Below are 23,463 nucleotides of genomic sequence, written 5' to 3' on the forward strand. Positions count from 1 at the left end.
GGTCCAGCTCCTTCGATGGTCGGGTCAGGCCTGGTCAGTTCAGGTGTCGTCGGGTCAGGCGTGGTCGGGTCAGGCGTCCTTGCCGCGGCGCAGGATGTCGGCGTAGACGGCGAGCACGATCACGATGCCGACGGCGACCTTCTGCCACTCCTGCGGGATCGACATGATCCGCAGGCCGTTGGTGAGCGTCGCCATGATCAGCGCGCCGATCACGGTGCCGAGGATCGTCGCCTTGCCGCCCCGCAGGGAGGTGCCCCCGATGACGACGGCGGCGATGGCCTCCAGCTCGTACCCGAGCCCGAGGCCGGGCTGCGCCGAGTTGAGCCGGGAGGCCATGACGACGCCGGCCAGGCCGGTGAACAGCCCGGCGACGACGTAGATGACCACCTTCCACCGCCGCACGTCGACGCCGGAGATCGCCGTCGCCTCCTCGTTGGAGCCGATCGAGAGCGCGTAGCGGCCGGTGAGCGTCTTGCTCAGCACGACGGCCGCGATCGCGGCGGCGACGAAGAAGATCAGCACGGCGTTGGGCAGCCCGGGGATCAGCTCCCCGGCGGCGAGCTGGTCGAACCCGGCGACGTCGCTGAAGTAGATGGGCTTGGTCCCGGAGATCACGAGCGAGAGCCCCTGCGCCACCATCATCATCGCGAGCGTCGCGATGAACGGTGGCAGCCGCAGGTACGAGACGTTCAGGCCGTTCAGGAGGCCGATCAGGGCGCCGACGGCAAGGCCGCCCAGCACGCCGACGACGAGCGGCAGGCCCAGGTTCGCGAGGAAGACGCCGGTCATCACCGAGCACAGGGTCATGCCGGTGCCCACCGACAGGTCGATGCCGCCCGTCGCGATGACGAACGTCGCGCCCAGCGCCATGATCCCGGTGACCGCGGTGGCGAGCAGGATGCCCTTCACGTTGGCCCAGTCGAGGAAGTACGGGCTGGCGAGCGAGAAGAACCCGAAGATGACCACCAGCCCCGCGAAGGCGAGGAGCTGCTGCAGCTGCTGCCGGTTGCCGAACCGTGTGGGGCGCTTCGGGTTCGTCCCTTTGGCGGTCCGCTTCGTCGTCGTCATTCTGCGTCTCCGGTCGTAATGAGGTGGTCGGCACCGAACCGCGTCGCGAGCTCCATGATGTCGTGCTGGGTGGCGTCGGCATTGGCGAGGGTCCCGGTGACCCGGCCCTCGCACATGACGACTATCCGGTCGGCCAGCCGCAGCACCTCGGGCAGCTCGGACGAGATCACGATGATCGACTTGCCCTGCGCGGCCAGGCTCGTGAGCAGGCCGTAGATCTCGTCCTTCGCACCGACGTCGATCCCGCGCGTCGGCTCGTCGACGATCAGCACGTCGCAGTCGCGCACGAGCCACTTGGCGAGGACCACTTTCTGCTGGTTGCCGCCCGAGAGGTTCTTGGTCGTCTGGGTGACCGACGGCGTTCTGATCGCCAGCCGGTCCACCATCTCGGTGGCCACCCGGTGCCCGTCGGTGTCGCGGACGAAGCCCGCACGGGTCATGCCGGGCAGCGAGGACAGCATGACGTTGCGCACCACGTCCTGGTCCAGGAGCAGGCCGTAGCGCTTGCGGTCCTCCGAGAGGTAGCCGATGCCGTGCCGCACCGCATCGGCGGGGTTGCGCACCGAGACGGGCCGCCCGTTCACCTCGACGACGCCGGTCGACCTGTCCGCCCCGATGATGGCCCGAGCCACCTCCGTGCGCCCGGCGCCCATGAGGCCCGCGAAGCCGAGGATCTCGCCACGGTGCAGGTCGAAGGACACGTCCTTGAGGAGCTTCCGGGTGCTCAGCCCGCGTACGGAGAGCACGACGTCGCGCTCCGCGGCGTCGGGCGCGACGGGTTCGGGCCGCACGTCGGTCTCGAGCTGCCGGCCCACCATCGCCGCGATGACCTCCCGGGTGGCGGTCTGCGCGGTGGGCAGTGTGTCCACGTAGCGGCCGTCCCGCAGGACGGTGATCCGGTCGGAGATCTCCTTGACCTCGTCCATGCGGTGCGAGACGTAGATGACGCCGGTGCGCGGGGAGACGAAGTCGCGGACGATCCGGAACAGCGTGGCGACCTCGGTCTCCGTCAGCGCCGCCGTCGGCTCGTCCATGATGAGCACCCGCGCGTCGAACGAGAGCGCCTTGGCGATCTCGACCATCTGCTGGCCGGCCACGCTCAGGTGCGACACCGGCTGCCGCGGGTCCAGCGGGATCCCGAGCCGGTCGAAGAGGACGGCCGCCCGGCGTTCGAGCACGTCGTCCCGGATGAGGGCGGCCCGCCGGGGCTCGCGGCCGATGAAGATGTTCTGCGCGACCGTCAGGTCGGGCATCAGGTGGAACTCCTGGTGGATCACGCTGATGCCGAGCTCGTTCGCCTGTCGGGGGCCGGCGGGGCTCATCGGCACCCCCTCGAGCTCCATCGTCCCCGCGTCCGGCTGGAGGACGCCGGAGAACAGGTTCATGAAGGTCGACTTGCCCGCCCCGTTCTCGCCGACGAGCGCCAGCACCTCACCGTGCCGCAGGTCGAGGTGGACGTCGTCGAGCGCGAGCACGCCGGGGAAGGACTTGCTGACCCCCGTGGCGCTCAGTAGGGCTGGGCTCTCCGACACGTGATGCTCCCTTGCCTCCGTGTAGTCGCATTCATACCGCAGACATCGGATGCATCTCAAGATCTAGGGCCACATCGTCACCGAACAGTGCCGCCCGGCCGCCGTCCGGCGATGATAGATCAGATGACTCCCACGGCCTGCCGCACCCCGATCGTCAGCAGCAGGTTGGCGTACACCCGCTGCTCACCGGTGGCGACGACCAGCGCGACGTCGTCGGCGCGGGCCGCCGCGTAGAAGGCGAACCGGTCCATCGCCTCCCAGGCCACGCCGTCCCCCAGGGCGGCCCGGTAGACCGCGTGCACCGGGATCTCCTCGTCCGCCGCGACGACGTCGCCCGCGACCCCGCCCGGGACCATGACCGCCGCACTCTCCAGCGGCACGGCGTCGAGCAGGACCTCGAGCACCTGCTCCACCGTCACCAGCCCCGGCCGCAGGTTCAGGTGCACGCGGGCCGCCTCGGGGCGCGCACCCGTCGAGTGCGGGTAGTTGGCGTCCGCCAGCAGGATCCGCGAACCGTGGCCGGCGGCGGCCAGCGCTCGCAGGAGGTCCGGGTGCAGCAGCTCGTAGCTCAGCATGGGTGGCTCCTCAGCTCTCTACCGTGCTCTCGATTGTCACTCGGCCACGAACGCGTGCCGCTGGCGGCCGAGCCCCTCGATCTCCAGCTCGACGACGTCGCCGTCGCGCAGGTAGGGGAAGCGCCCCGAGAGCGCCACGCCCTCCGGGGTCCCCGTGCAGATCAGGTCGCCCGGCTCGAGCGCCATGTACTGCGACAGGTGGTGCACCAGGTGGTCGACGCCGAAGATCATGTCGGAGGTCACCGAGTCCTGCCGCGGGTCCCCGTTCACCCAGGACCGCAGGCGCAGGCCGGACGGGTCGACGTCGGCGGCGGGCACCAGGTACGGGCCGGTCGGCGCGAACCCGGGACCGCACTTGCCCTTGGACCACTGCCCGCCCGACTCCTGGATCTGCCAGGTGCGCTCGCTGAGGTCGTCGACGATCGTGTAGCCGGCGACGTGCTCGCGCGCCGCGGCCGGCGACGGCAGGCGCCAGGCCCGCCTGCCGATGACCACACCGAGCTCGACCTCCCAGTCGACGGTGTCCGCGCCGGGCGGGATGGCGACGGCGTCGTCCGGCCCCACCACGGTGTTGGGGTGCTTGAGGAAGACGATCGGGGACGACGGCGGCTCGGCGCCCGACTCCGCAGCGTGCGCCGCGTAGTTCTGCCCGATGCAGATCACCGCGGCCGGCCTGGCGACCGGCGCCCCGTGGCGCAGCGCCGCAGCGCCGTCGAGCACGGGCAGCTCCCCCGCGGCGAGCGCGGACCGGGCGCGCGCGATCCCGTCGGACGCCAGGAAGGCGCCGTCGATGTCGGCGGTGAGCGGCCGCAGGTCGCGGACGACGCCGCCGTCCTCGACCGCGGGGATCTCCTGGCCGGCCTGGCCGAGGCGGAGCAGACGCATCAGTACCTTCTCTCGGGGTGGTGCGGGTTCTCGGGGTGGTGCGGGTTCTCGGGGCGGTGCGGGCTTTCGGGGTCGTGCTGGTGGGACGGGCTATCGGGTCCGGCCGGTGCGGGCACCGCCGCCTCGGCGAGCAGGCCGGCGTCGGCCAGCGCGCGCCACAGGGCGGCGGGCACCCGCGCCGCGGCGCGGTCCGCGGCCTGCCGCGCCTGCTCGGGCGTCCCGAGCCCGACGACGGCGCTCGCGACCGCGGGGTGCGTGCGCACGTATGCGAGCGCCGCCTGCGGGAGCGTCACGCCGTGGTCGGCGCACACGGCGGCGATCCGGCGGGCGCGGTCGAGCAGCTCCGCGGCGGCCGGCGCGTAGTCGTACGTCGCGTCCGGCGGCGGGGCGTCGTACGCGAGGATGCCCGAGTTGTAGACGGCCGCGGCCACGACGGCCACGCCCCGCTCCGCCGCCGCGGGCAGCAGGTCGGCCAGCGCGGTCTGCTCCAGGAGCGTGAACCGCCCGGCGCACATGACGACGTCGACGTCGGTCTCGCGCACGAACCGGGTGAGCATCGCCGACTGGTTCATCCCGGCGCCGACCGCGCCGATCACGCCCTGGTCCCGCAGGTCGACGAGCGCGGGCAGCGCCTCGTGCGCCGCCTGCTCCCAGTGGCCGTCAGGGTCGTGCAGGTACACGACGTCGACCCGGTCCAGGCCCGTGCGCTCCAGGCTGGACTCGAGCGACCGCAGCACGCCGTCGCGGGAGAAGTCCCACACCCGGCGCGCGGCGGCCGGCACCTCGAACAGGTCCGGGTCGGTGCGGTGCGCGGTCTCCGGCGACGGGACGAGCAGACGTCCGACCTTCGTGGACACCACTACCTCGTCACGCGGCCGCGTGCGCAGGAAGGCGCCGAGCCGCCGCTCGGAGAGCCCGAGGCCGTAGTGCGGAGCCGTGTCGAAGTACCGGACCCCGGCGTCCCAGGCGGCCTCGAACGTCGCGTGCGCCTCCTCGTCGGTCGTCGCCCGGTACAGGTTGCCCGCGGGCGCGGCGCCGAGGCCGAGCGAGGTCAGCCGGACCCCGGTGCCGCGCACCGCCGTCGTCTCCATGCTGTGGTGTCCCCTCGGTCCGGCGTCAGGCCTGCTCGGGGGCGCGGGTGCGCAGCGCGTGCGAGCCGCCGTCCACGGCGAGCATCGCGCCGGTCGTCGCCGCGGCGAGCGGGCTCGCGAGGTAGCAGACGGCGTGCGCGACCTCGTCGGCGCTCACGAGCCGGCCCGAGGGCTGGCGGGCCTCCAGCGCCGCCCGCTCGGCGGCGGGGTCGTCGGCGGCGTCGAGCAGCCGAGTCACCCACGGGGTGTCCGCCGTCCCCGGGTTGACGCAGTTGACCCGGATGCCCTCGCGCACGTGGTCGGTGGCCATCGCGAGCGTGAGCGCCTGGACAGCGCCCTTGGACGCCGAGTACAGCGCCCGGTTCGGCAGGCCGGTCCACGCGGCGATCGAGCAGGTGTTCACGACGGCGGCGTGCGGGGACTCGCGCAGGTACGGCAGCGCGGCGCGGGTCACGCGGACGATCCCGAGCACGTTCACGTCCAGGACCCGCAGCCACTCCGCGTCGTCGTTGTCGGCGACGGTGCCCTGCGCGCCGATCCCGGCGTTGTTGGCGACGACGTCGATGCCGCCCATCGCCTGCGCCGCGGCGGCGACGGCGGCGCGCACGGCGGCGTCGTCGGTCACGTCGGCCACCTGGGCCCCGGCACCCAGCGGGACGCCCTCGGCCACGCGGTCGATGGACGTCACCTGCGCGCCGCGCGCGAGCATGGCGCGCACGATGGCGGCGCCGATGCCCGACGCACCGCCGGTGACTATCGCTCGGACGCCGGCGAGCTCGGCTGCCGCCGTGGCGCCCGCCGTGTTCGCTGCTGTGTTTGTCGCTGCGTTCGCCGGTGTGGTCGCTGCTGCGTTCGTTGCTGCGTTAGTTGCTGCGGTCTCGGATGTCATCCGTGGTCCTCTTCCAGGTTGTATGTCCGCCGTGCGGTCCCGGCCCACACGGCGGCGGCCTCGTCCGGGCTCAGCCCGGCGAGCAGGTCGCCGAGCGTCGCCAGCCACCCGCCGTAGTCGCTCGCGAGCAGGCAGACGGGCCAGTCGGAGCCGAACATGAGCCGCTCCGGCCCGAACACCTCGAGCGCATGGTCGACGGCGGGCCGCAGGTCGCCCGCCCGCCAGGCGTCCCAGCGGGCCTCGGTGACGAGCCCGGACAGCTTGGCCGTCACGTTCGGCCGGGCGGCGAGATCGGCGAGATCCCGCCTCCAGGCGGCGAGATCCGTTGCGGCGCCCGCGGAGGCGTCGAGGCGGGGCTTGCCCAGGTGGTCCAGGACGAAGGTGACCTCGGGCAGCGCCGCGGCGAGCCGCGCGCACGCCGGGAGCTGGTCCGCGCGCACCACCAGGTCGAACACGAGGCCGTCGGGGCCTGTCGTGTCGCGCGAGCCGTCGGGGCCGGCCGAGCAGGCCGCCGCGATGCCGCGGCGCACGTCGTCCCGGTCCAGGTACGCGGGATCGGGCTCGGCCTGCACCTGCGTGCGGATGCCGACCAGCGCGCCGCCACCGGGTCCGGACCGCAGCGCGGCGACGCCGTCGGCCACGTCGGGGTCGAGGATGTCCGCCCAGGCGACGACGCCCGCGATCCCGGCCGCGCGCCCGCCGTCGGACGCGGTGATCGCCAGGAGCTCGCGGCTCTCGGACCACAGGCTCGCGGACTGGACGACCACGGTCGCGGTCACCCCGTGCGCGGCCGCCGGCAGGTCGGCGGGTGTGAAGTCGGCGTCGATGGCGGCCATGGTGACGGGGTCGATCCAGTCCTGGGGCGTGCGCAAGCGCACCCACAGATGATGGTGCGCGTCCACGACGTCGTGCAGCACCGTTGCTCCCCTCCGGGGACGTTCGCACAGAAACATCAGATGTATAACACATCGGCTGTCGACGACGACACCGACCGCACCATTGTGGTCATCCTCGGTGCAGGACGGCTCGGCCCCGGACGGAGTGACGTGCCGTGTGGATCCGGGTCACGACCGCCCCTGCCATGAGCTCCCGCATCCTTGTCCGTCGGCTTGACCGGTGCTGGCAGTCCGCTAACCCGCTGGTTGCGAGGGTGATGGCTCCGGGTCGTTCATCAGGCCCCGGATCAATTCGTCAGACCAGGGAGACGTCCATGAAGAAGCTTTCGGTCATCGTCGCGGGAGCCGCCGTAGCCGCCGTCGCGTTTGGCGCACCGGCCGTGGCCACGGCGGCGTCCGCACCGGCAGATGTCGGGACCGCTCGCCACGTGCAGGTGGCGGCCCACGGTGCCCTGCCGACAGAGGCCGAGATCAGTGCGCTCTTCGACCGCTGGAACACCCTGGTCGAGGCCGGTGACCCGGAGGCTCTGGCCGACATCTACGCCCCGGACGCGGTGCTGCTGCCCACGCTCTCGCCCGAGGTCCGGACGGACCGCGCCGGGATCGTGGACTACTTCGAGGACTTCCTCGCAAAGAACCCCAGCGGCGAGCGGACGCTCTCCGTCATCGACGTGCTCGACAAGAACACGGCGATCGACACCGGCCTGTACACCTTCACCTTCACGGCCGCGGACGGCACGAAGACCTACGCGGACGCCCGCTACACCTTCGTGTACGAGAAGCGGGGCGGCGAGTGGCTGATCATCAACCACCACTCCTCGCTGCTGCCGGCCGCCAGCTGATCCGCACGGTCAGGCCGCCGGTGGGGGCGTCATCGAGCACGACGGCCCCACCGGCGTCGGTGACGAGCTGCCTGACGATCGCCAGGCCGAGTCCCGAGCCGGCCTGCCCGGTGCGGCCCGACCCGCGCCAGAAACGGTCGAACGCTCGTGCCTTCTCCTCAGCGGTCATGCCCGGCCCCTCGTCACGCACCTCGAGCACGACGGCGTCGCGGCCGACCTGCACGTCGACCGTGACGGTTGCTCCGTCGGGCGAGACGGCAAGCGCGTTCGAGAGCACGTTGTCGAGGACCTGCTCGACCTGCCCGGGGCCAGCCAGGACCACCGGCTCGGCGCTCCATGCTCCGGTCCGCCGGAAGCGGACATCGCGTTCGTCACCCGCAAGGTGCCAGAGAGCGATCCGCTGCTCGATCTCGTCCGCCAGACGCACGGGCTCCGTGCCGCCGGTCCTGGCCTCGGCGCGGGCGAGCACGAGAAGGCCGTTGACCAGACCGCTCATCCGGACCACCTCCCGGGTCGCCCGCTCGACGTCCTCCCGGACCGCCGCGTCAGCAACGCCGTCGGCAATGTTGTCCAGCGACAGCCGGAGCGCCGTCAGCGGCGTCCGCAGCTGGTGGGAGGCGTCGGCGACGAACACTCGCTGGGCCGCGATCAGGGTCTCCAGGCGCTCGGCACCGGAGTTCAGCGCTCGGGCCAGGGTCTGCGTCTCCGGCGGGCCGGTGACGGCGCAGCGGGCCGCCAGGTCGCCGTCGCCGAGCCGGCCGGCCATCGTCCGCAGGTCGCCCAGCGGCCTGGTCAGCCGGCGCACCGCCAACGTTCCGAGTACCGCCGCAACCGCGAGGATGCCGGCGGCGAGCAGGGCCCGCAGCCGCCAGACCTCCCAGACCCGTTCGTGCAGCGCGCCGGCCGGGTAGCTGATCCGCACTGCGCCGTTCGGCGAGCCCGGGACGGTCACGACCAGCTCGGCGTCGCTCCAGTCGGCCGTGGCATCCCCGCTCCACGACGGGAGCACATCCACGCTGGCAGGTGTCTCGAGCTCGTACGCCCGCATCGTCTCGGCCAGGGAGCCGAGAGCAGCCTCGTCCCCGTCCGCCAGCAACAGCGCCATCGTCGTGGCATCTCGTTGGACGGTCGCCTCGGTGTCCTCGCGCAGGTGCGCGCCGACCGTGACCGAGACCGGCACCTTGAAGGCCAGGAGCGCCAGCGCGACCAGGACCACATAGCTGACGATCAGCCGTCGGGTCATGACGCGGGCCCGTCGACGACCAGACGGAAGCCGACGCCCCGCACCGACTCGATGGTCAGCGCGCCCGTGAACTTCCGCCGCAGCGCGGAGACGTGCACGTCGAGCGTCTTCGTGGGACCGAACCAGTTCGCGTCCCAGACCGCCGCCATGATCCGTTCCCGGGTCATGAGGGCGCCCGGCTGCTCGGTCAGGAAGGAGAGGAGCTCGTACTCCTTCCGGGCCAGCGGCACCTCGACCCCGTCGAGGAACACCCGCGCCGCCCTCCGGTCGACGGTGACCCTGCCGTAGCGCCCGGCGTCGGCCGAGCCCTGCTCAGGGTGCACGCGCCGCATCACCGCCCTGATCCGGGCGATCACCTCACGCACCCCGAACGGCTTGGAGACGTAGTCGTCGGCCCCGAGCTCCAGGCCCGCCACCCGGTCGACCTCGTCGCTGCGCGCGCTGATCACGATGATCGGTACGTCGCTCCGCGCCCGCAACGACCGGCACACGTCCAGCCCGTCGGTGTCCGGCAGCCCCAGGTCCAGCAGCACGACGTCGACGGGGCCTGCCCGCAGCGCCTCGGCGCCGCTTGCCACCCACTCGACCTCGTACCCGTACCGGACCAGCCCCCGCTTCAACGACATAGCGATCGGCTCGTCGTCGTCCACCAGCAGCACTCGCACGCGAGAAGAGTAGGGGGCCCGCAAGGATTCCCGCGGTCGCCGTCTCCTGGCCGGACGCCGTTCCGCTTGACCTGGGTCAAGCGGCGGCGGAGTGTGGGTAGGGACGGCAGCGCCGTACGGACGCCGCCCGGAGCACAGGGAGTCCGTCATGTACATCCGCACCACCGAGGTCCAAGGAGATCCCACCAGCATCGACGACGGGCTGAGGCTCGTTCGTGAGGAGATCTTCCCGGCGGTCTCCGCGATGGACGGCTGCGTCGGGATGTCGATGCTGGTCGACCGGCCGACCGGCCGTTGCCTCACCACGACGGCGTGGTCGTCCGAGGACGCGATGCGGGCGAGCGCCGTCGCCGTCCGACCGCTGCGCGACCGCTCCGAGCGGGCCCTTGGCAGCACCTCCGGCAGGTACGTCCACCAGTGGGAGCTTGCCGTCGTCCACCGCGACCACGCAACGCCCGACGGCGCATTCGCCCGCCTCACCTGGCTGAGCGGCGACCAGAGCGTGATCGACAACGCCATCGACACGTACCGGATGGTCGTCCTGCCGCAGGTCCAGGAGTTCGACGGATTCTGCAGCGCCAGCCTGATGGTCGACCGTGAGACGGGCCGGGTCGTCGGCACTGCCGCTTTCGACAGCCGCGAAGCGGTCGAGGCAAGCCGTGACGCCACTGCCAGGATCCGCACCGGCATTGTCCGCGAGCTCGGCGCAAGGATCGACAAGGTGGAGGAGATGGAGATCGCGTTCGCGCACCTCCACCTCCCCGAGATGGTCTGACGCCGGCCAGAGCAAAGAAGGAAGGTGTCTCCGAGCGCCGTCCCGGCGTCGACCAGGAGCCGGCGCATCTCGCTCTGCGACACATAGTCGTTGCCGCGGCTAACTATCTGACAGTATGACGATGTGACGGGAACGGGCGACGCGGCAGCCGAACCGCCGTTCCGATTCCGTGACATCGCCGTCGTCGCCTACCTGCCGTCCGTCGTCAGCTCGGTCGGCCACGGCGCGGTGATGCCCGTCCTGGCGATCCACGCCGGGAACCTGGGCGCGGGTACAGCCCTGGCGGCGCTGGTGGTCGCGCTCCTGGGGATCGGGCAGCTCGCCAACTCGCTGCCCTCGGGTGCGCTCGTGGCGCGGCTCGGCGAGCGCCGCACCCTCATGATCGCCGGGCTGGTCGACGCCGTGGCGATGGTGCTCGCCTTCCTGGTGCCCTCGGTCTGGCTGCTGTGCGTCTGCGTCTTCGTCAGCGGGATGAGCTGGACGGCGTTCCTGCTGGCCCGGCAGGGATTCCTGATCGACGCGGTGCCGATCAGCCACCGGGCGCGGGCGATGGCGCTGCTCGGCGGGTCGATGCGCCTGGGGATCCTGATCGGCCCGCTGCTGGGGGCGCTGCTGATCCACCTGATCGGGATCCGCTCGGTCTTCGTGCTCGCGGCGTGCGCGTCGTTGGCCTCCGCGCTGATCGTGACCCGGATGCCGGACTTCGGCCGGGTGCGGCGTGGCATCACCCCGCTGCCGGTGCGCACGGTGCTGTGGGAGCACCGGCGCACGCTGCTCACCCTCGGGGTGGCCGTCATCATCATCGGCGCCTCCCGGTCGGTGCGCACCGGCCTGCTGCCGCTGTGGGCCGACCACGTCCACATCTCCGCCGCGGTCGTCTCCCTGCTCTTCGCGGTCGCGGCGACCATCGACATCCTGCTCACCGTTCCCGGCGGCTGGTTGCTGGACACCCGCGGCCGCCAGGTGGTGGCGGTGCCGGTGGTCCTCGCCGTCGGCGTCGGCTGCCTGCTGCTCCCGCTGGCGGACTCCGCGCTCACCGTCGGCGCGGTGATGGCACTCATCGCGCTCGGCAACGGGCTCGGCGCGGGGATCGTGATGACCCTCGGCGCCGATGCGGCGCCCGAGGAGGGCCGCTCGCAGTTCCTCGGCGGCTGGCGGCTGTGCGGGGACATCGGCAACACCGGCGGGCCGCTGCTGGTCTCCGCGGTGGCCGCCGTCGCGCCGCTGGCCGCCGCGCCGGTACTGATCGGGCTGCTGGCGCTGGCCGGCGCGATCTGGGTCGGCTACTGGACCGGGAAGGCCGACCGCAACCGCCTGGGCGGGTAGGACGACGCCGGGTAGGCCGACGTCCCGAGTCGCGAGTTCGCCGTCCACCCGCCCCGCCACGGGCGCCGAACCGCAACTTGATCGTCACCGTCGTCGTCCAACCGCAGCTACCGAGTCAATCAGCACCGCTTTGGACCAGCAACGTTCGGCTCGGCATCCGAAGTAACTCACAACTTGCGGCTCGGCCCGGGCCACCGACGACCTGGACGGCTAACCTGCGGTTCGACGTGCTCGGCGGTGCGGAGCGCCGACCTTCGCCGTCACAGTCCCCATCGTCGGACGCCGGCGCGCGGCTGCCCGCCCACCTCAGGTCGCTGACACTAGGCTCAGACCGGACATAAGGCTCAAGGCGGGGGGACCGACATGCCAGTGAAGTGGACCTGGGGCGAGATTGCTGCGGGCGAGGAGGGGCCGGGCAGCCTCAAGATCTACAGCGAGCAGACACCCTTCGAGACAAAGGAGGCGGCACGAGCCGACCTCCAGAGATTCCTGGACGGGTACCCCGAGCACTCCACCAAGGCGCTTGCCGCAGCGCTGCTGCCAACGGCGGGATGGAGGGGCCAAGAGCTGTTGGTCGCGTGCCCGCCAAAGTTGGCCTGGGCCGTCTTTCCGGTCCCGCAGGGACAGTCCGTCGATCAGGCGGGCGTCTTCTTCCTCCAGGACCATATGAATGAGCTGGACGAGCGCCTGCTGAATACCAGGACAAACTCCACAACTGGTCCTGGAGCTTTCGCGGGAGCTGGCTCAGGGTCCGGATGCGCGGTTCTGGCGCTAGTCGCTCTGGGCGCGTTCGGTGCGGTGGCCGCCTCCTTGGCGCAGGCCATCTGGGCATGAGTCACTCCCCCGCGGTGTGCACGCCCTCCAGCTGGTCGGCCCTGCGCACCTGGCGGGTGACCCACGGGCCGAGCAGCGCCAGGATCGCGGCGAAGGCGAGCGCGACGACGCCGATGCCGCCGAAGTACACGGTGTCCGACACGTCGGCGGTGGCCTGGACGAGCTGCGCAGTGATCGCCTGTCCGGCCGCGGGCGCGAGGAACCACAGGGCCATCGCCTGTCCCTGGTAGGCACGCGGCGCGAGCAGGGTGGTGGCGGCCAGGCCCACCGGCGAGAGGCACAGCTCACCGAGCGTCTGGATCACGTACACGAGCACCAGCACCCAGCCCGGCGTGAGGTCGTCGCCCGCGATGGCCGACGCCGCGGACAGCACCAGGAACGAGAGGGCCGCGAGCGCCAGGCCGATCGCGAACTTGTACGGCGTGGGCGGGCGGTCCTTGGTCCTGACCCACAGCCAGGCGAACACCGGGGCGAGGATGATGATCGAGGCCGGGTTCACGGACTGGAAGAACTCCGGGCTGACCGTGAACCCGAGCACCTCGCGGGAGGTGCTGTCGGCGGCGAAGGTGGCGAGCGTGGTCGCCGCCTGCTCGAAGATCATGAAGAAGAGCATGGCCGCCACGAACAGCGGGATGTAGGCGACCAGGCGGGGGCGTTCGGCGTCCGTCACACGGGGTGAGCGGTACATGGCGATGAAGAACGCGACCGGCGCGAGGAACGCGATGTAGCTGAGGGTGTCGATGAGTGCGTGCACGCCCCACTCGCCCGACACGAGCCGGGCCACGAGGTACACCAGCACGACGGCGCCGAGGATGATGGCGAACATCCGCGTGATCGCCGGCCGCTCGCCGGGCAGGATCGGGTTGGGCACGTTGTCGCCCGCGCCGTGCAGGTACTTACGGCCCAGCACGAAGAACACGAGTGCGGCACCCATGCCGACCGCGGCCACGGAGAACCCGGCGTGGTAGCCCCATGCGGCGCGGACGGCGCCGACGATGATCGGTGCGAAGAGCGAGCCGATGTTGATCCCCATGTAGAAGATCGAGAACGCGGCCTCGCGCCTGGGGTCCTCCCGGTCGTACAGGGCGCCCACCATGGAGGACACGTTCGGCTTGAGCAGGCCCGTGCCGAGCGCGACGAGCACGATCCCCAGGTAGGAGAACCCGGCCGCGGGGATCGCGAGGAACACGTGCCCCGCGGCGATGATGATGCCGCCGTAGAGCGTTGAGCGCCGCGCGCCAATCACCCGGTCCGCGAGCCACCCCCCGACCACGGACAGCAGGTAGACGCCGGTGCCGTAGATCGAGACGACGGCCTCGCCCAGCGTCTGGTCGAGGCCGAGGCCGCCGTTGGCGATGGTGTCGGTCAGGTAGTAGACCAGGATGGCCCGCATGCCGTAGTAGCTGAAGCGCTCCCACAGCTCCGTCGTGAACAGGGTCATCAGGCCGAGCGGATGCCCGAAGAACCGGCGGTCGCCCGCCAGTGCAGCTGCAGGGGACGAGTCCGGTAGTGGTTCCGGGGGCGGTGTCGTGCCTGTGCTCATCTCTCGATCGTCGGCGCGGTGCGTGCGACGCGCACGTCGGAGGGAAGTCATCCGACGTTAGTCACTACCCGCCGGGGTTGGCGGTGAACAAGAGGTGCACGGTGGCGTGCTTGCAGGCGTCCTGGTTGGTGGCCTTGTCGGCAAAGCCGATCGAGGCACCGTCGAAGGGTGCCGAGCCGCCAGGGCCGAGGCGCTTGCCGACGGCCATCGTGGTGTCGAGGAGAAGGTAGTCGCCGACGCCGCAGGCTCCGGACGGCGCTCCGGGGTCAGTGGTGACGAAGGTGATCTCGACAGTGACCGCGGTGATGTGGGTGCTGTCGGTTCCGTTGTTCACGACGAGTCCGGTGATGGGCACCGGCGCGATGCCCGGCGCGAGTCCTTCCATGGTGGAGGTGACGGTGACGGTCAAGGAGTTGTCGGGGGTGGCGCACTCCGCGGCGGCCGCCGCCGCGGAGGTTCCGGAGCTGGGCGCCAGGGCAGCACCGACGGCGAGGATCAGGACCAGTGCGGCCGACACCCGGTGCCGCCTGCGGGCCACGAGCAGGAACACGGCTCCGACGACGAGGCAGGCGATCGCGAGGATCAGGAGAAGACCGAGATCGACATCAGGGCCGGTGCGCGGCAGGTCGCAGTTCATGGCGCCACCGTCGTGTCGTCGTGGGTCTCGTCGGTGGTCGGGGTCGGTGCGGCCTGCTCGTCCGGCGGGGCGGGCTTGTCCGCCTCGTCCGGCTCGTCCGGCTCGTCCGGCTCGTCCGGCTCGTCCGGCTCGTCCGGCTCGTCCGGCTCGTCCGGCGGGACTGTCTCATCCGTCTCCCCCGGCACGATCGTCTCCTTCGGCGGCACGGACGCCTCGGAGAGCTCGGGAGCGTCAGGTGTCTCCGGGAGCGCAGGAGAGCTTGGCTCGGACGGCCCGGCAGACTCGTCCCGGGATTCCTCGAACGAGGCCGGGAGAGCCATCGGAGCAGGGGTGACGCCGGTGAGCGAACCGTCGGCCACGGTGACGGTGTCACGCGAGAGTGCCTGCCCGGTCAGCGCCGTGCCGGCGCCAAGGGTGATCGCGCCTCGCGCGAGGAGAGCGCCGGACATCGAGGAGTTCGCACCGGTTCCCGCGGCCCCGGCGACGACCCAGAACACGTTTGCAGGCTGAGCTCCGTCGACGAGCGAGACGGTGCTGGCGGCGGCGGAGTCGAAGGCCGCGTCGCCCACGAAGATGAACACGGCGCCGGAGTCGCCTTCGCCGTCGAGAGTGACGGTTCCGGTCAGGGCCAGCGCGGCGGTCATGTGGTGGACCCCAGCGTGGAAGACCTGTCCGCCCAGGTCGCCGGCGATCTCCGTGTGCGGCGCACGCAACGATGCCTCGTCCAGTGCCGCGAGAAGATCCTCCTGTGCGACTGCGGCGGCAGGGTCTCCGGCGTGGAGGCTCCCGTCATAGGTGCCCGGCGGGAAACCGGTGACCGAGGTCGCGGGGCTGACACCGACGTCGCCGCTCATCGTCGTGGCGCCGATGTTGACGACGCCGGTTGCCGCGAGGACGGAGTACGTCCCGGCGGCTCCGACGTCGATCGGCGGCGGGTTCACCTCGACGGTGAGGTCCTGGGAGGCAGCGGCGCCGTCTCCGTCGGCGTCCCGCACCTTGGCGACGACGTCGAATCGACCCGCGGAGAGCTCGGCTGCGGTGACCGCCCAGGTGCCGCCCGCGGTGACGGTTGTGGACAGGCTCTGGCCGTCGATGGTGACGCTGACCGTGCTGGACGCCGCGGCGCTGCTCACGCCGGTGATCGTGGGCGTGCGGTCCTTGGTGGTCGCTGCGGCTCCGCCGTCGATACCGAGAGTGGGCGGGAGGGCAGCAGCGAATCGGATGGTGTTGGACGCGAGGGTGACGGCGTCGCGGGAGAGCGCTCGACCGATGAGCTCGGTGCTCGCGCCGAGGGTGATGGCGCCCTGGGCGAGGATCGTGCCCGAGAGGAACGAGTTCGCTCCCGTTCCTGCGGCGGCGGCGACCACCCAGAACACGTTCGACGCCCGTGCGCCGTTGACGAGGTCGACCCTGCTGGCGGCGGCGGTGTCGAACGCCGCGGACGCCTGGAGGACGAAGACCGCGTCGGCGTCGCCCTGCGCGTCGAGCGTGAGGGTTCCGGTCACGGCCAGCGCAGCTGTGCTGTGGTACACGCCCGGCGTCAGGGTCAGTCCGCCGATCTGGCCGGCGAGCTCGGCGTCCGCCGGTCGCGCGGCCAGGCTCTCGTACGCGGTGGCCAGGGCAGCCTGTGCGGCGGCGGCGTGCCCGTCGCCCGCATGGATGTCACCGCCGACGGCGTCCGGATCGATCCCGGTGACAGTCGTGCCCGGGCTCACGCCGAGGTCGCCGCTGATCGTCGACGTGCCCGTGTCGACCACCGCGGTGGCGGCGAGGACGGAATAGCCCTGCGCCGCTCCCAACAAGGTGGGAGCCGTCACGGTGACCGTCGCGCTGGCAACGCTACGGGCCGTCCATGACCGGTAGACGGCGGTCACGACGTAGCTGTGCTCTCCGGCGGGGACGGCGGCGTCGAGGCAGTCGTCTCCCTCGACCAGCGAGCCAGGGCTGCTCGCACACGCCGGAGCGCTCGTCTCGCCGGTGTGCCGCGTGACGTAGTAGCCCTCCGGCTGAACACCCCCGGACCCTGTGGTCCAGCTGACCGTGACGTCCGCGTCGGCGGCTTGCGGGACGGTCACGTCGACCGGTGCGGTGAGTGTCGCGGTCGCCGTCGTCGCCGACGCCGAGCCCGTCGCGCTCCAGTACGCCGATGCGGGCGCAGTCCCGGACAGGACGGCCATGACCAGGGCGAGCAGCCCGATCGGAACGGTCGCGCGACCGAACGGGCGAGCGCTGTTCTGGCCGCGGTGGGCGCGGGACCGTCCGGTGGGAGTGCTCATCTTCGACGACTGCGTTCTGTTGGCCGTACACGGCTCCAGCGACGGATGTCGCAGCGGTCAGGCGGGTGATGGCCTGCCGGACGCCGGACGCCCGGCGGGTGCCCCGCATGCGGCACCCCCCGGGCGTCGGATGGGTCAGGAGGCGGTGAAGTAGAGCGGGACGTCCTGGCCCTGGCAGTCGTCCTGGTTGGCAGCGGTGTTCGCCAGCGTCACAGTTGCTGTGCCGCTCAGGGACCCGCCGGCCGCAATCTCCCCGGACGGGGAATCGGTGACGGTGGCCGTGTAGTCGGTGGCCAGGCAATCGCCGGTCGGCACCCATGCGGTTCCGTCGTCGTTTGCCAGTGCAACCGTCACGCCGGTCAGGTTCTGCGTTCCCTCACCTGGGTTGGTGACGGTGAAGTCGACGGTCTGCCCGGCGCTGCCCGGTGCGAGCGTGCCCTCGGGTGGGTCGCTCGTGACCGTGAACACAACGCTGTTGCCGGTCAGCGCCGACCCGTCGCCAGTACCGGTGGAAGTCCAGTACGCAAACGCGACCCCGACCCCCGTCATCACGAGTACCGCAGCGAGAATGACAGCGAGACGCTTCTTGCCACGATTCAGGGCTCGTTCCATGACGGACTCCTTCAGGCTTGGCGTGCGCTTTGGTATGCAGCCTCGACGCTTGTCACCGAAGGGACCGACCCCCAGGACGGGGGCTACCGTGCTGGTGGCCCCGCCCTCAGAGCAGAGGCCACATATCTGGAAGATAGCACCCGGAAACCGGGCTCTCATGAACAAATGTTCCAAAGAAGGCACTATGCCCTGGGCAACTCGGGCACAGCAAGATCCTGACTTTTCCCTTGATTTCAGATGGCGAATGCGTCGGGCCCATGACGCCCCCAGATGTGGCAACTGCGCACGACTGAGCCGCCGGACCTGCGTCCCGCGCGTGGAGCACCTCGGTAGCCGCGCCGCACCCAGGAGCGCCTCGACGAGGCCATGGCGGCGCTGCCGAACGTAACCGGCTAGCGCCCCGCCGGCCGTCCCCAGAGCATCCGGCCGACCACCCGGCGTCGTAGGACCACGAACAGATGCACGGCCAGCGCGGCGTAGAAGCACAGGTGCGCGGCGATGTGGAGCGGGACGAGGTCGTCGCTGCCGACCACCAGCGCGATACCGGTCGCCGGGACCACGAAGAGCAGCGCGAGCAGGACCCGTTCGACCCGGTGCAGCACCGTCCGGTCGGTCGCGGTGAGCCGCACGTCCCAGGGCGGCAGCGGCGTCGTGCGGCGCCACACGACCCGCAGGACGCCGACGGCGACGATCGCCAGCCCGAGCAGGACGTGCCACCCCGCGAGCGACAGCTCGCCGTCGGCCAGGTCACCCGACCACAGGTCGGACCACGCTGCGCCGACGGCGTCATCGGCGCGCTCCTCGCGGAGGTACTGCGCGGCCTCGCACCGGTCCTCCAACCGGTCGTACTGCTCCTCCTCGGCATCGGAGGTGTCACCGCCGCTGCGGTCCTCCCCCGGCGGGTCGCAGTCGACGTCGGGCACGTCGCCGTCGGTCTCCATCATGTAGCCGACCGTGAGCTGGGTAACCAGCAGGGCGACGGTCGACCAGTGCAGGACCTTCGTGACGATGCCGTACCCGTGCTCGCCGTTGCGCCACCTCATGCCCGCAACCTCACAGCACACAACGCCTCCCCGTCCAGCACCGCCGCGGTGGGGCGAGGGGTGCCCCGCCCCACCGGCGTCGTCAGATCAGTCGTCAGATCAGTCGACAGATCAGGAAGCGCTCCAGGGCACCTCCACATCGAGCACCCACGTCACGCCGAAGCGGTCCTTGAGCATCCCGTAGAGCGGAGCCCACGCCGCCTCGGCGAGGGGGACGACGACTGTCGACCCCTCGACGAGCCGCTCCCAATAGCCGGCGATCTCCGCCGCGTCAGTGCTGCGGACGGAGACGAACACGGGGATCACGCCCGGCTCGTACGCGGTGTGCGAGGGGACGTCGTACGCCATCACCCGGAATCCCGACACGGACGCGACCTGGCCCCACATGACCTGCTCGGCCTCGGCCGGCTCGGTGACGTTGTGCGCGTCCGCATAGGTGACGGTGACCAGCTGACCACCGAACACGGTCTGGTAGAGCTCCAGCGCCGCGCGAGCGTCGCCACGGAAGTTGAGGTGGGTGGTGGTGTTGATGGACATGCCTGCTCCTTGCAGCTGTTGCCTCCGCCGGGCTTTCCCCGGCAACCCCCACACTCTCGGCAGTAGAGGACAGCGAAGGTCCTCCACTCTCCGTAACCTCGAACCATGACCCCGACGACCACCACGACATCGCGACTGCTCGCGCTGCTGTCTCTCCTGCAGACGCGACGAGACTGGCCCGGCCAGCTCCTTGCCGACCGCCTGGGCATCAGCCATCGCACCGTCCGGCGCGACGTCGATCGGCTGCGCGAGATGGGGTATCGCATCCAGGCCGCGAAAGGGCCGGACGGCGGATACCACCTCGAGGCCGGCTCCGAGCTGCCCCCGCTGCTGTTCGACGACGATCAGGTGGTCGCCCTCGCTGTCGGGCTGCAAGCAGCCGCCGAGGCCGGTGCGGGTGTCGAAGAAGCCGCCGTACGTGCCTTGACGACGGTGCGCCAGGTGCTGCCGTCGCGCCTGCGCCATCGGCTCGACGCCCTGCGGTTCACCGCCGTTCCCAGCGGTGCGCACGCATCCGCAGGACCGGTGGCACCGGAGGTGCTCGTCGAGCTCTCTGCCGCCGTCCGCGCCCGCGAGGTGCTGCGGTTCGACTACTCGAGCCGGCAGCCACGCGTGGCCGACGTCGAACCGCCGCCCCCACGCCGCGTCGAGCCGCACCACGTCGTCACCTCGCACGGGCGCTGGTACCTGGTCGCCTGGGACCTCGAGCACGACGACTGGCGCATCTTCCGCGCCGACCGGATCAGTCCCCGCACGCCGACCGGTCCCCGCTTCACCCCGCGAGAGGTCCCGGGCGGCAGCGTGCGCGAATTCGTGTCGGCGCGCTTCAAGGGATCGGACCAGATCAACGCCTGGCCGTGCATCGGCAAGGTCATCATCGACCTGCCGGCCGACGCCGTCCTCCCGTTCGCCGGCGACGGAATGGTCGAGGATCTCGGCTCGGACCGGTGCGGCCTCGAGGCCGGATCGTGGTCGTGGCTGTCACTGGCCGCCTCGCTCGGCCGGTTCGACGCCGCCATCGAGGTCGTCGGCCCACCCGAGCTGACGGCGGCGTTCGGCCGGCTGGCCACGCGCTATGCCGCGACCGCGTCGTCAGCCGGTCGTGGGAGCGTTGCGCGGTAGGGCGCCGGCCCGGACAACACCGCCCGGGGTAGGTGCGACGCCGTGACCCGATAGCGTGGCTGCATGGTGGGGGCCCTACCCGACTGGCTCGGCTGGTGGTCGAGCGCCGACTACGACGTCGCGCGCGCGATCCTCCAGCGCGGCTTCGGCGCGCTGTACGCGCTCGGATTCTGGTGCGTGCTGCGCCAGTTCCACCCGCTGCTCGGGGAGCATGGCATGTTGCCGGTCCCGGCGTACGTCGCGCGCACACGCTGGCGGCAGGGGCCGTCGCTGTTCCGGTGGCGCTACTCGGACCGCCTGCTCGCGGCGTGCGCGTGGACCGGCGTCGTGCTGGCGGTGAGCGTCGTCGTCGGGCTGCCGCAGGCCGGGCCCTGGTGGGTGCCCGCCCTCGTGTTCCTGGTGATGTGGTGGCTCTACCTGTCCGTGGTCGCCGTCGGGCAGACCTTCTACGCCTTCGGCTGGGAGACCCTGCTGTGCGAGGCAGGGTTCCTCGTCGCGTTCCTCGGGTCCGACGCCGTGGGCGTGCCCCTCCTGATGGTCCTCGCGGTGCGCTGGCTGCTGTTCCGCATCGAGCACGGCGCCGGCCTGATCAAGTGGCGCGGCGACGCCGCCTGGCGTGACCTCACCGCCCTCTACTACCACCACGAGACGCAGCCCCTGCCCGGCCCGTTCTCCTGGCACGCGCACCATCTGCCGCGCTGGTGGCACCGGTTCGAGGTCGTCGGCACCCACGTCAGTCAGCTGCTCGTCCCGTGGCTGCTCCTCCTCCCGCAGCCCTTCCCGTCCGTCGCGGGCCTGGTGTTCGTCCTCACCCAGGCGTGGCTGGTGGTGACCGGCAACTTCGCGTGGCTCAACTGGGCGGCGATCATCCTGGCTCTGGGCGTGATCAGCGACAGCACCTGGGCCTGGCTGGGCAGCCTGCTCGGGCTGCCCGACGGCGCCGCGGCGGCTTCCGCTGCCGGGTCGCCTGCAGCGCCGATCCCGTTCGTGATAGTGGTGACCGCGGTGGCGCTGCTGCTGCTCGTGCTGTCGGTGCGGCCCGCGCTGAACCTCGCGTCGCGACGCCAGAAGATGAACGCGAGCTTCGAGCCGTTCCGGCTGGTCAACGCCTACGGTGCGTTCGGCTCGGTCACGCGGCGCCGCGACGAGGTCACCGTGGAGGGCACCCTCGCCCGGCGCCCAGGGCCCGACGACTGGGTCGAGTACGAGTTCCGGGGCAAGCCCGGTCCCACCGGCCGGCGTCCGCCCCAGGTGGCGCCCTACCACCTGCGGCTGGACTGGCTGATGTGGTTCCTCCCCCTGGGCCACGACGCCACGTGGTTCAGGGTGTTCCTGCGCCGGCTGCTCGAGGCCGATCCCCCGACCCTGCGGCTGCTGCGCCGGGACCCGTTCGGCGGGCAGCCGCCGAGCGCCGTCCGGGCGGTCCTGCACCGCTACCGGTACACGACACGCGAGGAGCGACGCCGCACCGGCGACTGGTGGGTGCGGGAGCGGCTCCGGGTGGCGGTCGATCCGGTGCGGCTCCCGGGCGGATAGCTCACGGGGGGGGTCGCGCCCTGGCCGGCACGGCGCCCACCTGCCCTCCCTGCACGTCGGCAAGGACTACGCGGCCGGCCCCGTCGACTCCCGCCAGATGATCGTGTTCAGCGGGCCTTCGGACGACGGCGTCCCCGGCTCCGCCTTCGACGTCGGCCCCGACTCCGACCCCGACTCGGCCCGGAGGGTCGCGACCAGCCGGGCCATCGCCGCCCGGCCGAGCTTGCGGTGGTCGACGTGCACCGTGGTGAGGGTCGGCTCGAGGTACGCGCCGAGCTGGTTGTTGTCCCAGCCCGTCACACTGAGGTCCCCCGGGATCGACCAGCCGCGCTCGCGGGCGGCCAGGACCACGCCGGCGGCGGCGACGTCGCTCGCCGCGATGATGGCGGTCGGGTGGTCCTTCTCGGGGAGCGCGAGGACGGCCGCGCGCGCCCCCTCGGCGGACCAGTCGCTCTCGTGGACGAGCGCGGGGCCCAGGCCGAGCCGCTCGACCGTGTCGACGAAGACGTCGCGGCGGCTCCGGGCGGACGCGAAGTCCAGGGCGCCGGTCACGTGGAGGAACCGGCGGTGGCCGAGCTCGGCGAGGCGCTCGACGAGCTCCGCGACGGGCGAGCCGTCGGCGAGCTCGCCCACGCCGCGGAACTCGTCGTCGTAGTCCGCCGACACCACTATCGCCGCCCGGTCGGGGAAGCGGTGCTCCGACTCGGGCGGCAGCGGCGCGAGGGCGAGGACGCCCTCGACCTGCCCCGAGTCGGCGAGGTGCAGCACCCGGTCGAAGCGGTCGGCGGTCGTGCCCTCCACGCTGAACGCCTCGATCGTGTAGCCGTGCTCGTGCGCGACGTCCATGACGCCGCTCAGGATCTGGGGCGGGCCGTACGTCGCCACGGCGGGCAGCAGGACCGCTACGCGACCGCTACGGCGGGTGCGCATGGAGCGGGCAGCCAGGTTCGGCCGGTAGTCGAGCTCTCGCACGGCCCGGGTGATGCGCTCGACCGTCTCGGGCCGCATCTTCTCGTCCTTGCGCAGGTAGCGCGAGACCGTCTGATGGGAGACGCCGGCTGCCTTCGCGACCTCCCAGATCGTCGCGCGCCGCTCCGGCGCCGCCCGCTGGTCGCGCGCTGCACTCAGGTCGCGCGTCGCGCTCTGGTCGCGCGCTGCGGTCTGGTCGCGCGTCGCGCTCTGCTTCGTCATGGCCTGTCCTCGCTGGTCAGCACGCGGCGTCGGGTGACGCGCGATCATCCTGGCATGCCTTTGCCGATCGTCCCCGTCGGGGCGACCCTTGCGAAGTGATCGATCACCTCCTACGGCAACCGGCACGGTGGCGGCGGCGACAAGATCCGCGACGAGTACGAGGAGGCCCTGGCCGCCCGCGCGAGCTGACCGCCCGGAGGTTGGTCAGTGGCAGCGCCTGACCGGCCCAGCCCAGCCGACGAGCCAACCCGACCCACGAATCGGAGAGGGAGGGCGAACCCACGCGCGCGGGGTCTGTTGCTCTGCGTAGACAACGTCTACGCAGAGCAACAGACCCCGAATTCC

22 protein-coding genes are annotated in these 23,463 nt (G+C 71.7%); 6 read left to right on the top strand and 16 right to left on the bottom strand.

The window, feature by feature from the left end; genetic code table 11:
• Positions 1 to 69: 69 nt before the first annotated feature.
• The 7 genes from C8K30_RS25160 to C8K30_RS25190 all read right to left on the bottom strand — a co-directional run bounded on the left by C8K30_RS25160 (position 70) and on the right by C8K30_RS25190 (position 6,957).
• The gene (locus C8K30_RS25160; RefSeq protein WP_199230693.1) at positions 70 to 1,068 is read right to left on the bottom strand and encodes an ABC transporter permease; all 999 of its coding nucleotides are present in this window, start codon (positions 1,066 to 1,068) and stop codon (positions 70 to 72) included.
• The gene (locus tag C8K30_RS25165; RefSeq protein ID WP_108495638.1) at positions 1,065 to 2,600 is read right to left on the bottom strand and encodes a sugar ABC transporter ATP-binding protein; all 1,536 of its coding nucleotides are present in this window, start codon (positions 2,598 to 2,600) and stop codon (positions 1,065 to 1,067) included. Before C8K30_RS25165 ends, C8K30_RS25160 begins: the two co-directional genes overlap by 4 nt.
• 119 nt (positions 2,601 to 2,719) lie before the next feature.
• Entirely contained in the window at positions 2,720 to 3,175 is a 456-nt protein-coding gene (locus C8K30_RS25170) for an RbsD/FucU domain-containing protein (protein ID WP_108495639.1), read from the bottom strand.
• A gap of 36 nt (positions 3,176 to 3,211) precedes the next feature.
• Complete coding sequence (locus C8K30_RS25175) at positions 3,212 to 4,060, bottom strand: fumarylacetoacetate hydrolase family protein (RefSeq protein WP_108495640.1); 849 nt, start codon at positions 4,058 to 4,060, stop codon at positions 3,212 to 3,214.
• A complete protein-coding gene (locus tag C8K30_RS25180) occupies positions 4,060 to 5,151 on the bottom strand; it encodes an aldo/keto reductase (RefSeq protein WP_108495641.1) in 1,092 nt (363 codons plus the stop codon). Before C8K30_RS25180 ends, C8K30_RS25175 begins: the two co-directional genes overlap by 1 nt.
• A gap of 25 nt (positions 5,152 to 5,176) precedes the next feature.
• Positions 5,177 to 6,040, bottom strand: coding sequence for an SDR family NAD(P)-dependent oxidoreductase (locus tag C8K30_RS25185; protein WP_108495642.1), 864 nt, complete (start codon positions 6,038 to 6,040; stop codon positions 5,177 to 5,179).
• Positions 6,037 to 6,957: an amidohydrolase gene (locus tag C8K30_RS25190; protein ID WP_233257436.1), complete on the bottom strand. Its 921-nt coding sequence runs from the start codon at positions 6,955 to 6,957 to the stop codon at positions 6,037 to 6,039. Before C8K30_RS25190 ends, C8K30_RS25185 begins: the two co-directional genes overlap by 4 nt.
• A gap of 293 nt (positions 6,958 to 7,250) precedes the next feature.
• Between C8K30_RS25190 and C8K30_RS25195 the strand changes: the two genes are divergently transcribed.
• Positions 7,251 to 7,778: an SgcJ/EcaC family oxidoreductase gene (locus C8K30_RS25195; protein ID WP_108495644.1), complete on the top strand. Its 528-nt coding sequence runs from the start codon at positions 7,251 to 7,253 to the stop codon at positions 7,776 to 7,778.
• Here C8K30_RS25195 and C8K30_RS25200 read toward each other — a convergent pair.
• Together C8K30_RS25200 and C8K30_RS25205 are read right to left on the bottom strand one after the other, a co-directional pair.
• Positions 7,741 to 9,021: a HAMP domain-containing sensor histidine kinase gene (locus C8K30_RS25200; protein WP_108495645.1), complete on the bottom strand. Its 1,281-nt coding sequence runs from the start codon at positions 9,019 to 9,021 to the stop codon at positions 7,741 to 7,743. The genes C8K30_RS25195 and C8K30_RS25200 overlap by 38 nt on opposite strands.
• Entirely contained in the window at positions 9,018 to 9,686 is a 669-nt protein-coding gene (locus tag C8K30_RS25205) for a response regulator transcription factor (RefSeq protein WP_233257437.1), read from the bottom strand. Before C8K30_RS25205 ends, C8K30_RS25200 begins: the two co-directional genes overlap by 4 nt.
• A 148-nt stretch (positions 9,687 to 9,834) precedes the next feature.
• Here C8K30_RS25205 and C8K30_RS25210 point away from each other — a divergent pair, with 148 nt between their 5' ends.
• The 3 genes from C8K30_RS25210 to C8K30_RS25220 all read left to right on the top strand — a co-directional run bounded on the left by C8K30_RS25210 (position 9,835) and on the right by C8K30_RS25220 (position 12,621).
• Complete coding sequence (locus C8K30_RS25210; RefSeq protein ID WP_108495647.1) at positions 9,835 to 10,461, top strand: hypothetical protein; 627 nt, start codon at positions 9,835 to 9,837, stop codon at positions 10,459 to 10,461.
• A 123-nt stretch (positions 10,462 to 10,584) separates the two neighbouring features.
• On the top strand, positions 10,585 to 11,787 hold the full coding sequence (locus C8K30_RS25215) for an MFS transporter (RefSeq protein WP_108495648.1): 1,203 nt from the start codon (positions 10,585 to 10,587) through the stop codon (positions 11,785 to 11,787).
• Positions 11,788 to 12,150: 363 nt separating this feature from the next.
• Positions 12,151 to 12,621, top strand: coding sequence for a hypothetical protein (locus tag C8K30_RS25220; RefSeq protein WP_146197594.1), 471 nt, complete (start codon positions 12,151 to 12,153; stop codon positions 12,619 to 12,621).
• A 1-nt stretch (position 12,622) separates the two neighbouring features.
• Here the strand turns inward: C8K30_RS25220 and C8K30_RS25225 are convergent, their stop codons facing one another.
• The 6 genes from C8K30_RS25225 to C8K30_RS25250 all read right to left on the bottom strand — a co-directional run bounded on the left by C8K30_RS25225 (position 12,623) and on the right by C8K30_RS25250 (position 19,269).
• A complete protein-coding gene (locus C8K30_RS25225) occupies positions 12,623 to 14,164 on the bottom strand; it encodes a peptide MFS transporter (RefSeq protein WP_108495650.1) in 1,542 nt (513 codons plus the stop codon).
• A 64-nt stretch (positions 14,165 to 14,228) separates the two neighbouring features.
• Positions 14,229 to 14,801, bottom strand: coding sequence for an LPXTG cell wall anchor domain-containing protein (locus C8K30_RS25230; protein WP_108495651.1), 573 nt, complete (start codon positions 14,799 to 14,801; stop codon positions 14,229 to 14,231).
• A complete protein-coding gene (locus C8K30_RS25235) occupies positions 14,798 to 17,077 on the bottom strand; it encodes an ice-binding family protein (RefSeq protein ID WP_108495652.1) in 2,280 nt (759 codons plus the stop codon). Before C8K30_RS25235 ends, C8K30_RS25230 begins: the two co-directional genes overlap by 4 nt.
• Positions 17,078 to 17,212: 135 nt before the next feature.
• Positions 17,213 to 17,689, bottom strand: a complete 477-nt coding sequence (locus C8K30_RS25240; protein ID WP_146197595.1) for a hypothetical protein — start codon at positions 17,687 to 17,689, stop codon at positions 17,213 to 17,215.
• Positions 17,690 to 18,081: 392 nt separating this feature from the next.
• A complete protein-coding gene (locus C8K30_RS25245) occupies positions 18,082 to 18,732 on the bottom strand; it encodes a cytochrome b (RefSeq protein WP_108495654.1) in 651 nt (216 codons plus the stop codon).
• Positions 18,733 to 18,843: 111 nt separating this feature from the next.
• A complete protein-coding gene (locus C8K30_RS25250) occupies positions 18,844 to 19,269 on the bottom strand; it encodes a VOC family protein (RefSeq protein WP_108495655.1) in 426 nt (141 codons plus the stop codon).
• 105 nt (positions 19,270 to 19,374) lie between these two features.
• Here C8K30_RS25250 and C8K30_RS25255 point away from each other — a divergent pair, with 105 nt between their 5' ends.
• Both C8K30_RS25255 and C8K30_RS25260 read left to right on the top strand, forming a co-directional pair.
• The gene (locus tag C8K30_RS25255) at positions 19,375 to 20,391 is read left to right on the top strand and encodes a YafY family protein (RefSeq protein WP_108495656.1); all 1,017 of its coding nucleotides are present in this window, start codon (positions 19,375 to 19,377) and stop codon (positions 20,389 to 20,391) included.
• 63 nt (positions 20,392 to 20,454) lie between these two features.
• Complete coding sequence (locus C8K30_RS25260) at positions 20,455 to 21,927, top strand: lipase maturation factor family protein (protein WP_108495657.1); 1,473 nt, start codon at positions 20,455 to 20,457, stop codon at positions 21,925 to 21,927.
• Positions 21,928 to 21,993: 66 nt separating this feature from the next.
• Here C8K30_RS25260 and C8K30_RS25265 read toward each other — a convergent pair whose 3' ends face one another.
• The gene (locus tag C8K30_RS25265; protein WP_108495658.1) at positions 21,994 to 23,118 is read right to left on the bottom strand and encodes a LacI family DNA-binding transcriptional regulator; all 1,125 of its coding nucleotides are present in this window, start codon (positions 23,116 to 23,118) and stop codon (positions 21,994 to 21,996) included.
• Positions 23,119 to 23,463: the final 345 nt, after the last annotated feature.

Origin of the sequence: Promicromonospora sp. AC04 (assembly GCF_003058225.1) — a bacterium.
Classification (GTDB): domain Bacteria; phylum Actinomycetota; class Actinomycetes; order Actinomycetales; family Cellulomonadaceae; genus Promicromonospora.

Bases quoted from the DNA above. Each gene is read 5' to 3' on its own strand.
- C8K30_RS25255 (WP_108495656.1), top strand. From the start codon at position 19,375: ATGACCCCGACGACCACCACGACATCGCGACTGCTCGCGCTGCTGTCT.
- C8K30_RS25220 (WP_146197594.1), top strand. From the start codon at position 12,151: ATGCCAGTGAAGTGGACCTGGGGCGAGATTGCTGCGGGCGAGGAGGGG.
- C8K30_RS25180 (WP_108495641.1), bottom strand. From the start codon at position 5,151: ATGGAGACGACGGCGGTGCGCGGCACCGGGGTCCGGCTGACCTCGCTC.
- C8K30_RS25265 (WP_108495658.1), bottom strand. From the start codon at position 23,118: ATGACGAAGCAGAGCGCGACGCGCGACCAGACCGCAGCGCGCGACCAG.
- C8K30_RS25175 (WP_108495640.1), bottom strand. From the start codon at position 4,060: ATGCGTCTGCTCCGCCTCGGCCAGGCCGGCCAGGAGATCCCCGCGGTC.
- C8K30_RS25235 (WP_108495652.1), bottom strand. From the start codon at position 17,077: ATGAGCACTCCCACCGGACGGTCCCGCGCCCACCGCGGCCAGAACAGC.
- C8K30_RS25260 (WP_108495657.1), top strand. From the start codon at position 20,455: ATGGTGGGGGCCCTACCCGACTGGCTCGGCTGGTGGTCGAGCGCCGAC.
- C8K30_RS25210 (WP_108495647.1), top strand. From the start codon at position 9,835: ATGTACATCCGCACCACCGAGGTCCAAGGAGATCCCACCAGCATCGAC.
- C8K30_RS25245 (WP_108495654.1), bottom strand. From the start codon at position 18,732: ATGAGGTGGCGCAACGGCGAGCACGGGTACGGCATCGTCACGAAGGTC.
- C8K30_RS25170 (WP_108495639.1), bottom strand. From the start codon at position 3,175: ATGCTGAGCTACGAGCTGCTGCACCCGGACCTCCTGCGAGCGCTGGCC.
- C8K30_RS25225 (WP_108495650.1), bottom strand. From the start codon at position 14,164: ATGAGCACAGGCACGACACCGCCCCCGGAACCACTACCGGACTCGTCC.
- C8K30_RS25195 (WP_108495644.1), top strand. From the start codon at position 7,251: ATGAAGAAGCTTTCGGTCATCGTCGCGGGAGCCGCCGTAGCCGCCGTC.
- C8K30_RS25185 (WP_108495642.1), bottom strand. From the start codon at position 6,040: ATGACATCCGAGACCGCAGCAACTAACGCAGCAACGAACGCAGCAGCG.
- C8K30_RS25160 (WP_199230693.1), bottom strand. From the start codon at position 1,068: ATGACGACGACGAAGCGGACCGCCAAAGGGACGAACCCGAAGCGCCCC.
- C8K30_RS25230 (WP_108495651.1), bottom strand. From the start codon at position 14,801: ATGAACTGCGACCTGCCGCGCACCGGCCCTGATGTCGATCTCGGTCTT.
- C8K30_RS25240 (WP_146197595.1), bottom strand. From the start codon at position 17,689: ATGGAACGAGCCCTGAATCGTGGCAAGAAGCGTCTCGCTGTCATTCTC.
- C8K30_RS25250 (WP_108495655.1), bottom strand. From the start codon at position 19,269: ATGTCCATCAACACCACCACCCACCTCAACTTCCGTGGCGACGCTCGC.
- C8K30_RS25200 (WP_108495645.1), bottom strand. From the start codon at position 9,021: ATGACCCGACGGCTGATCGTCAGCTATGTGGTCCTGGTCGCGCTGGCG.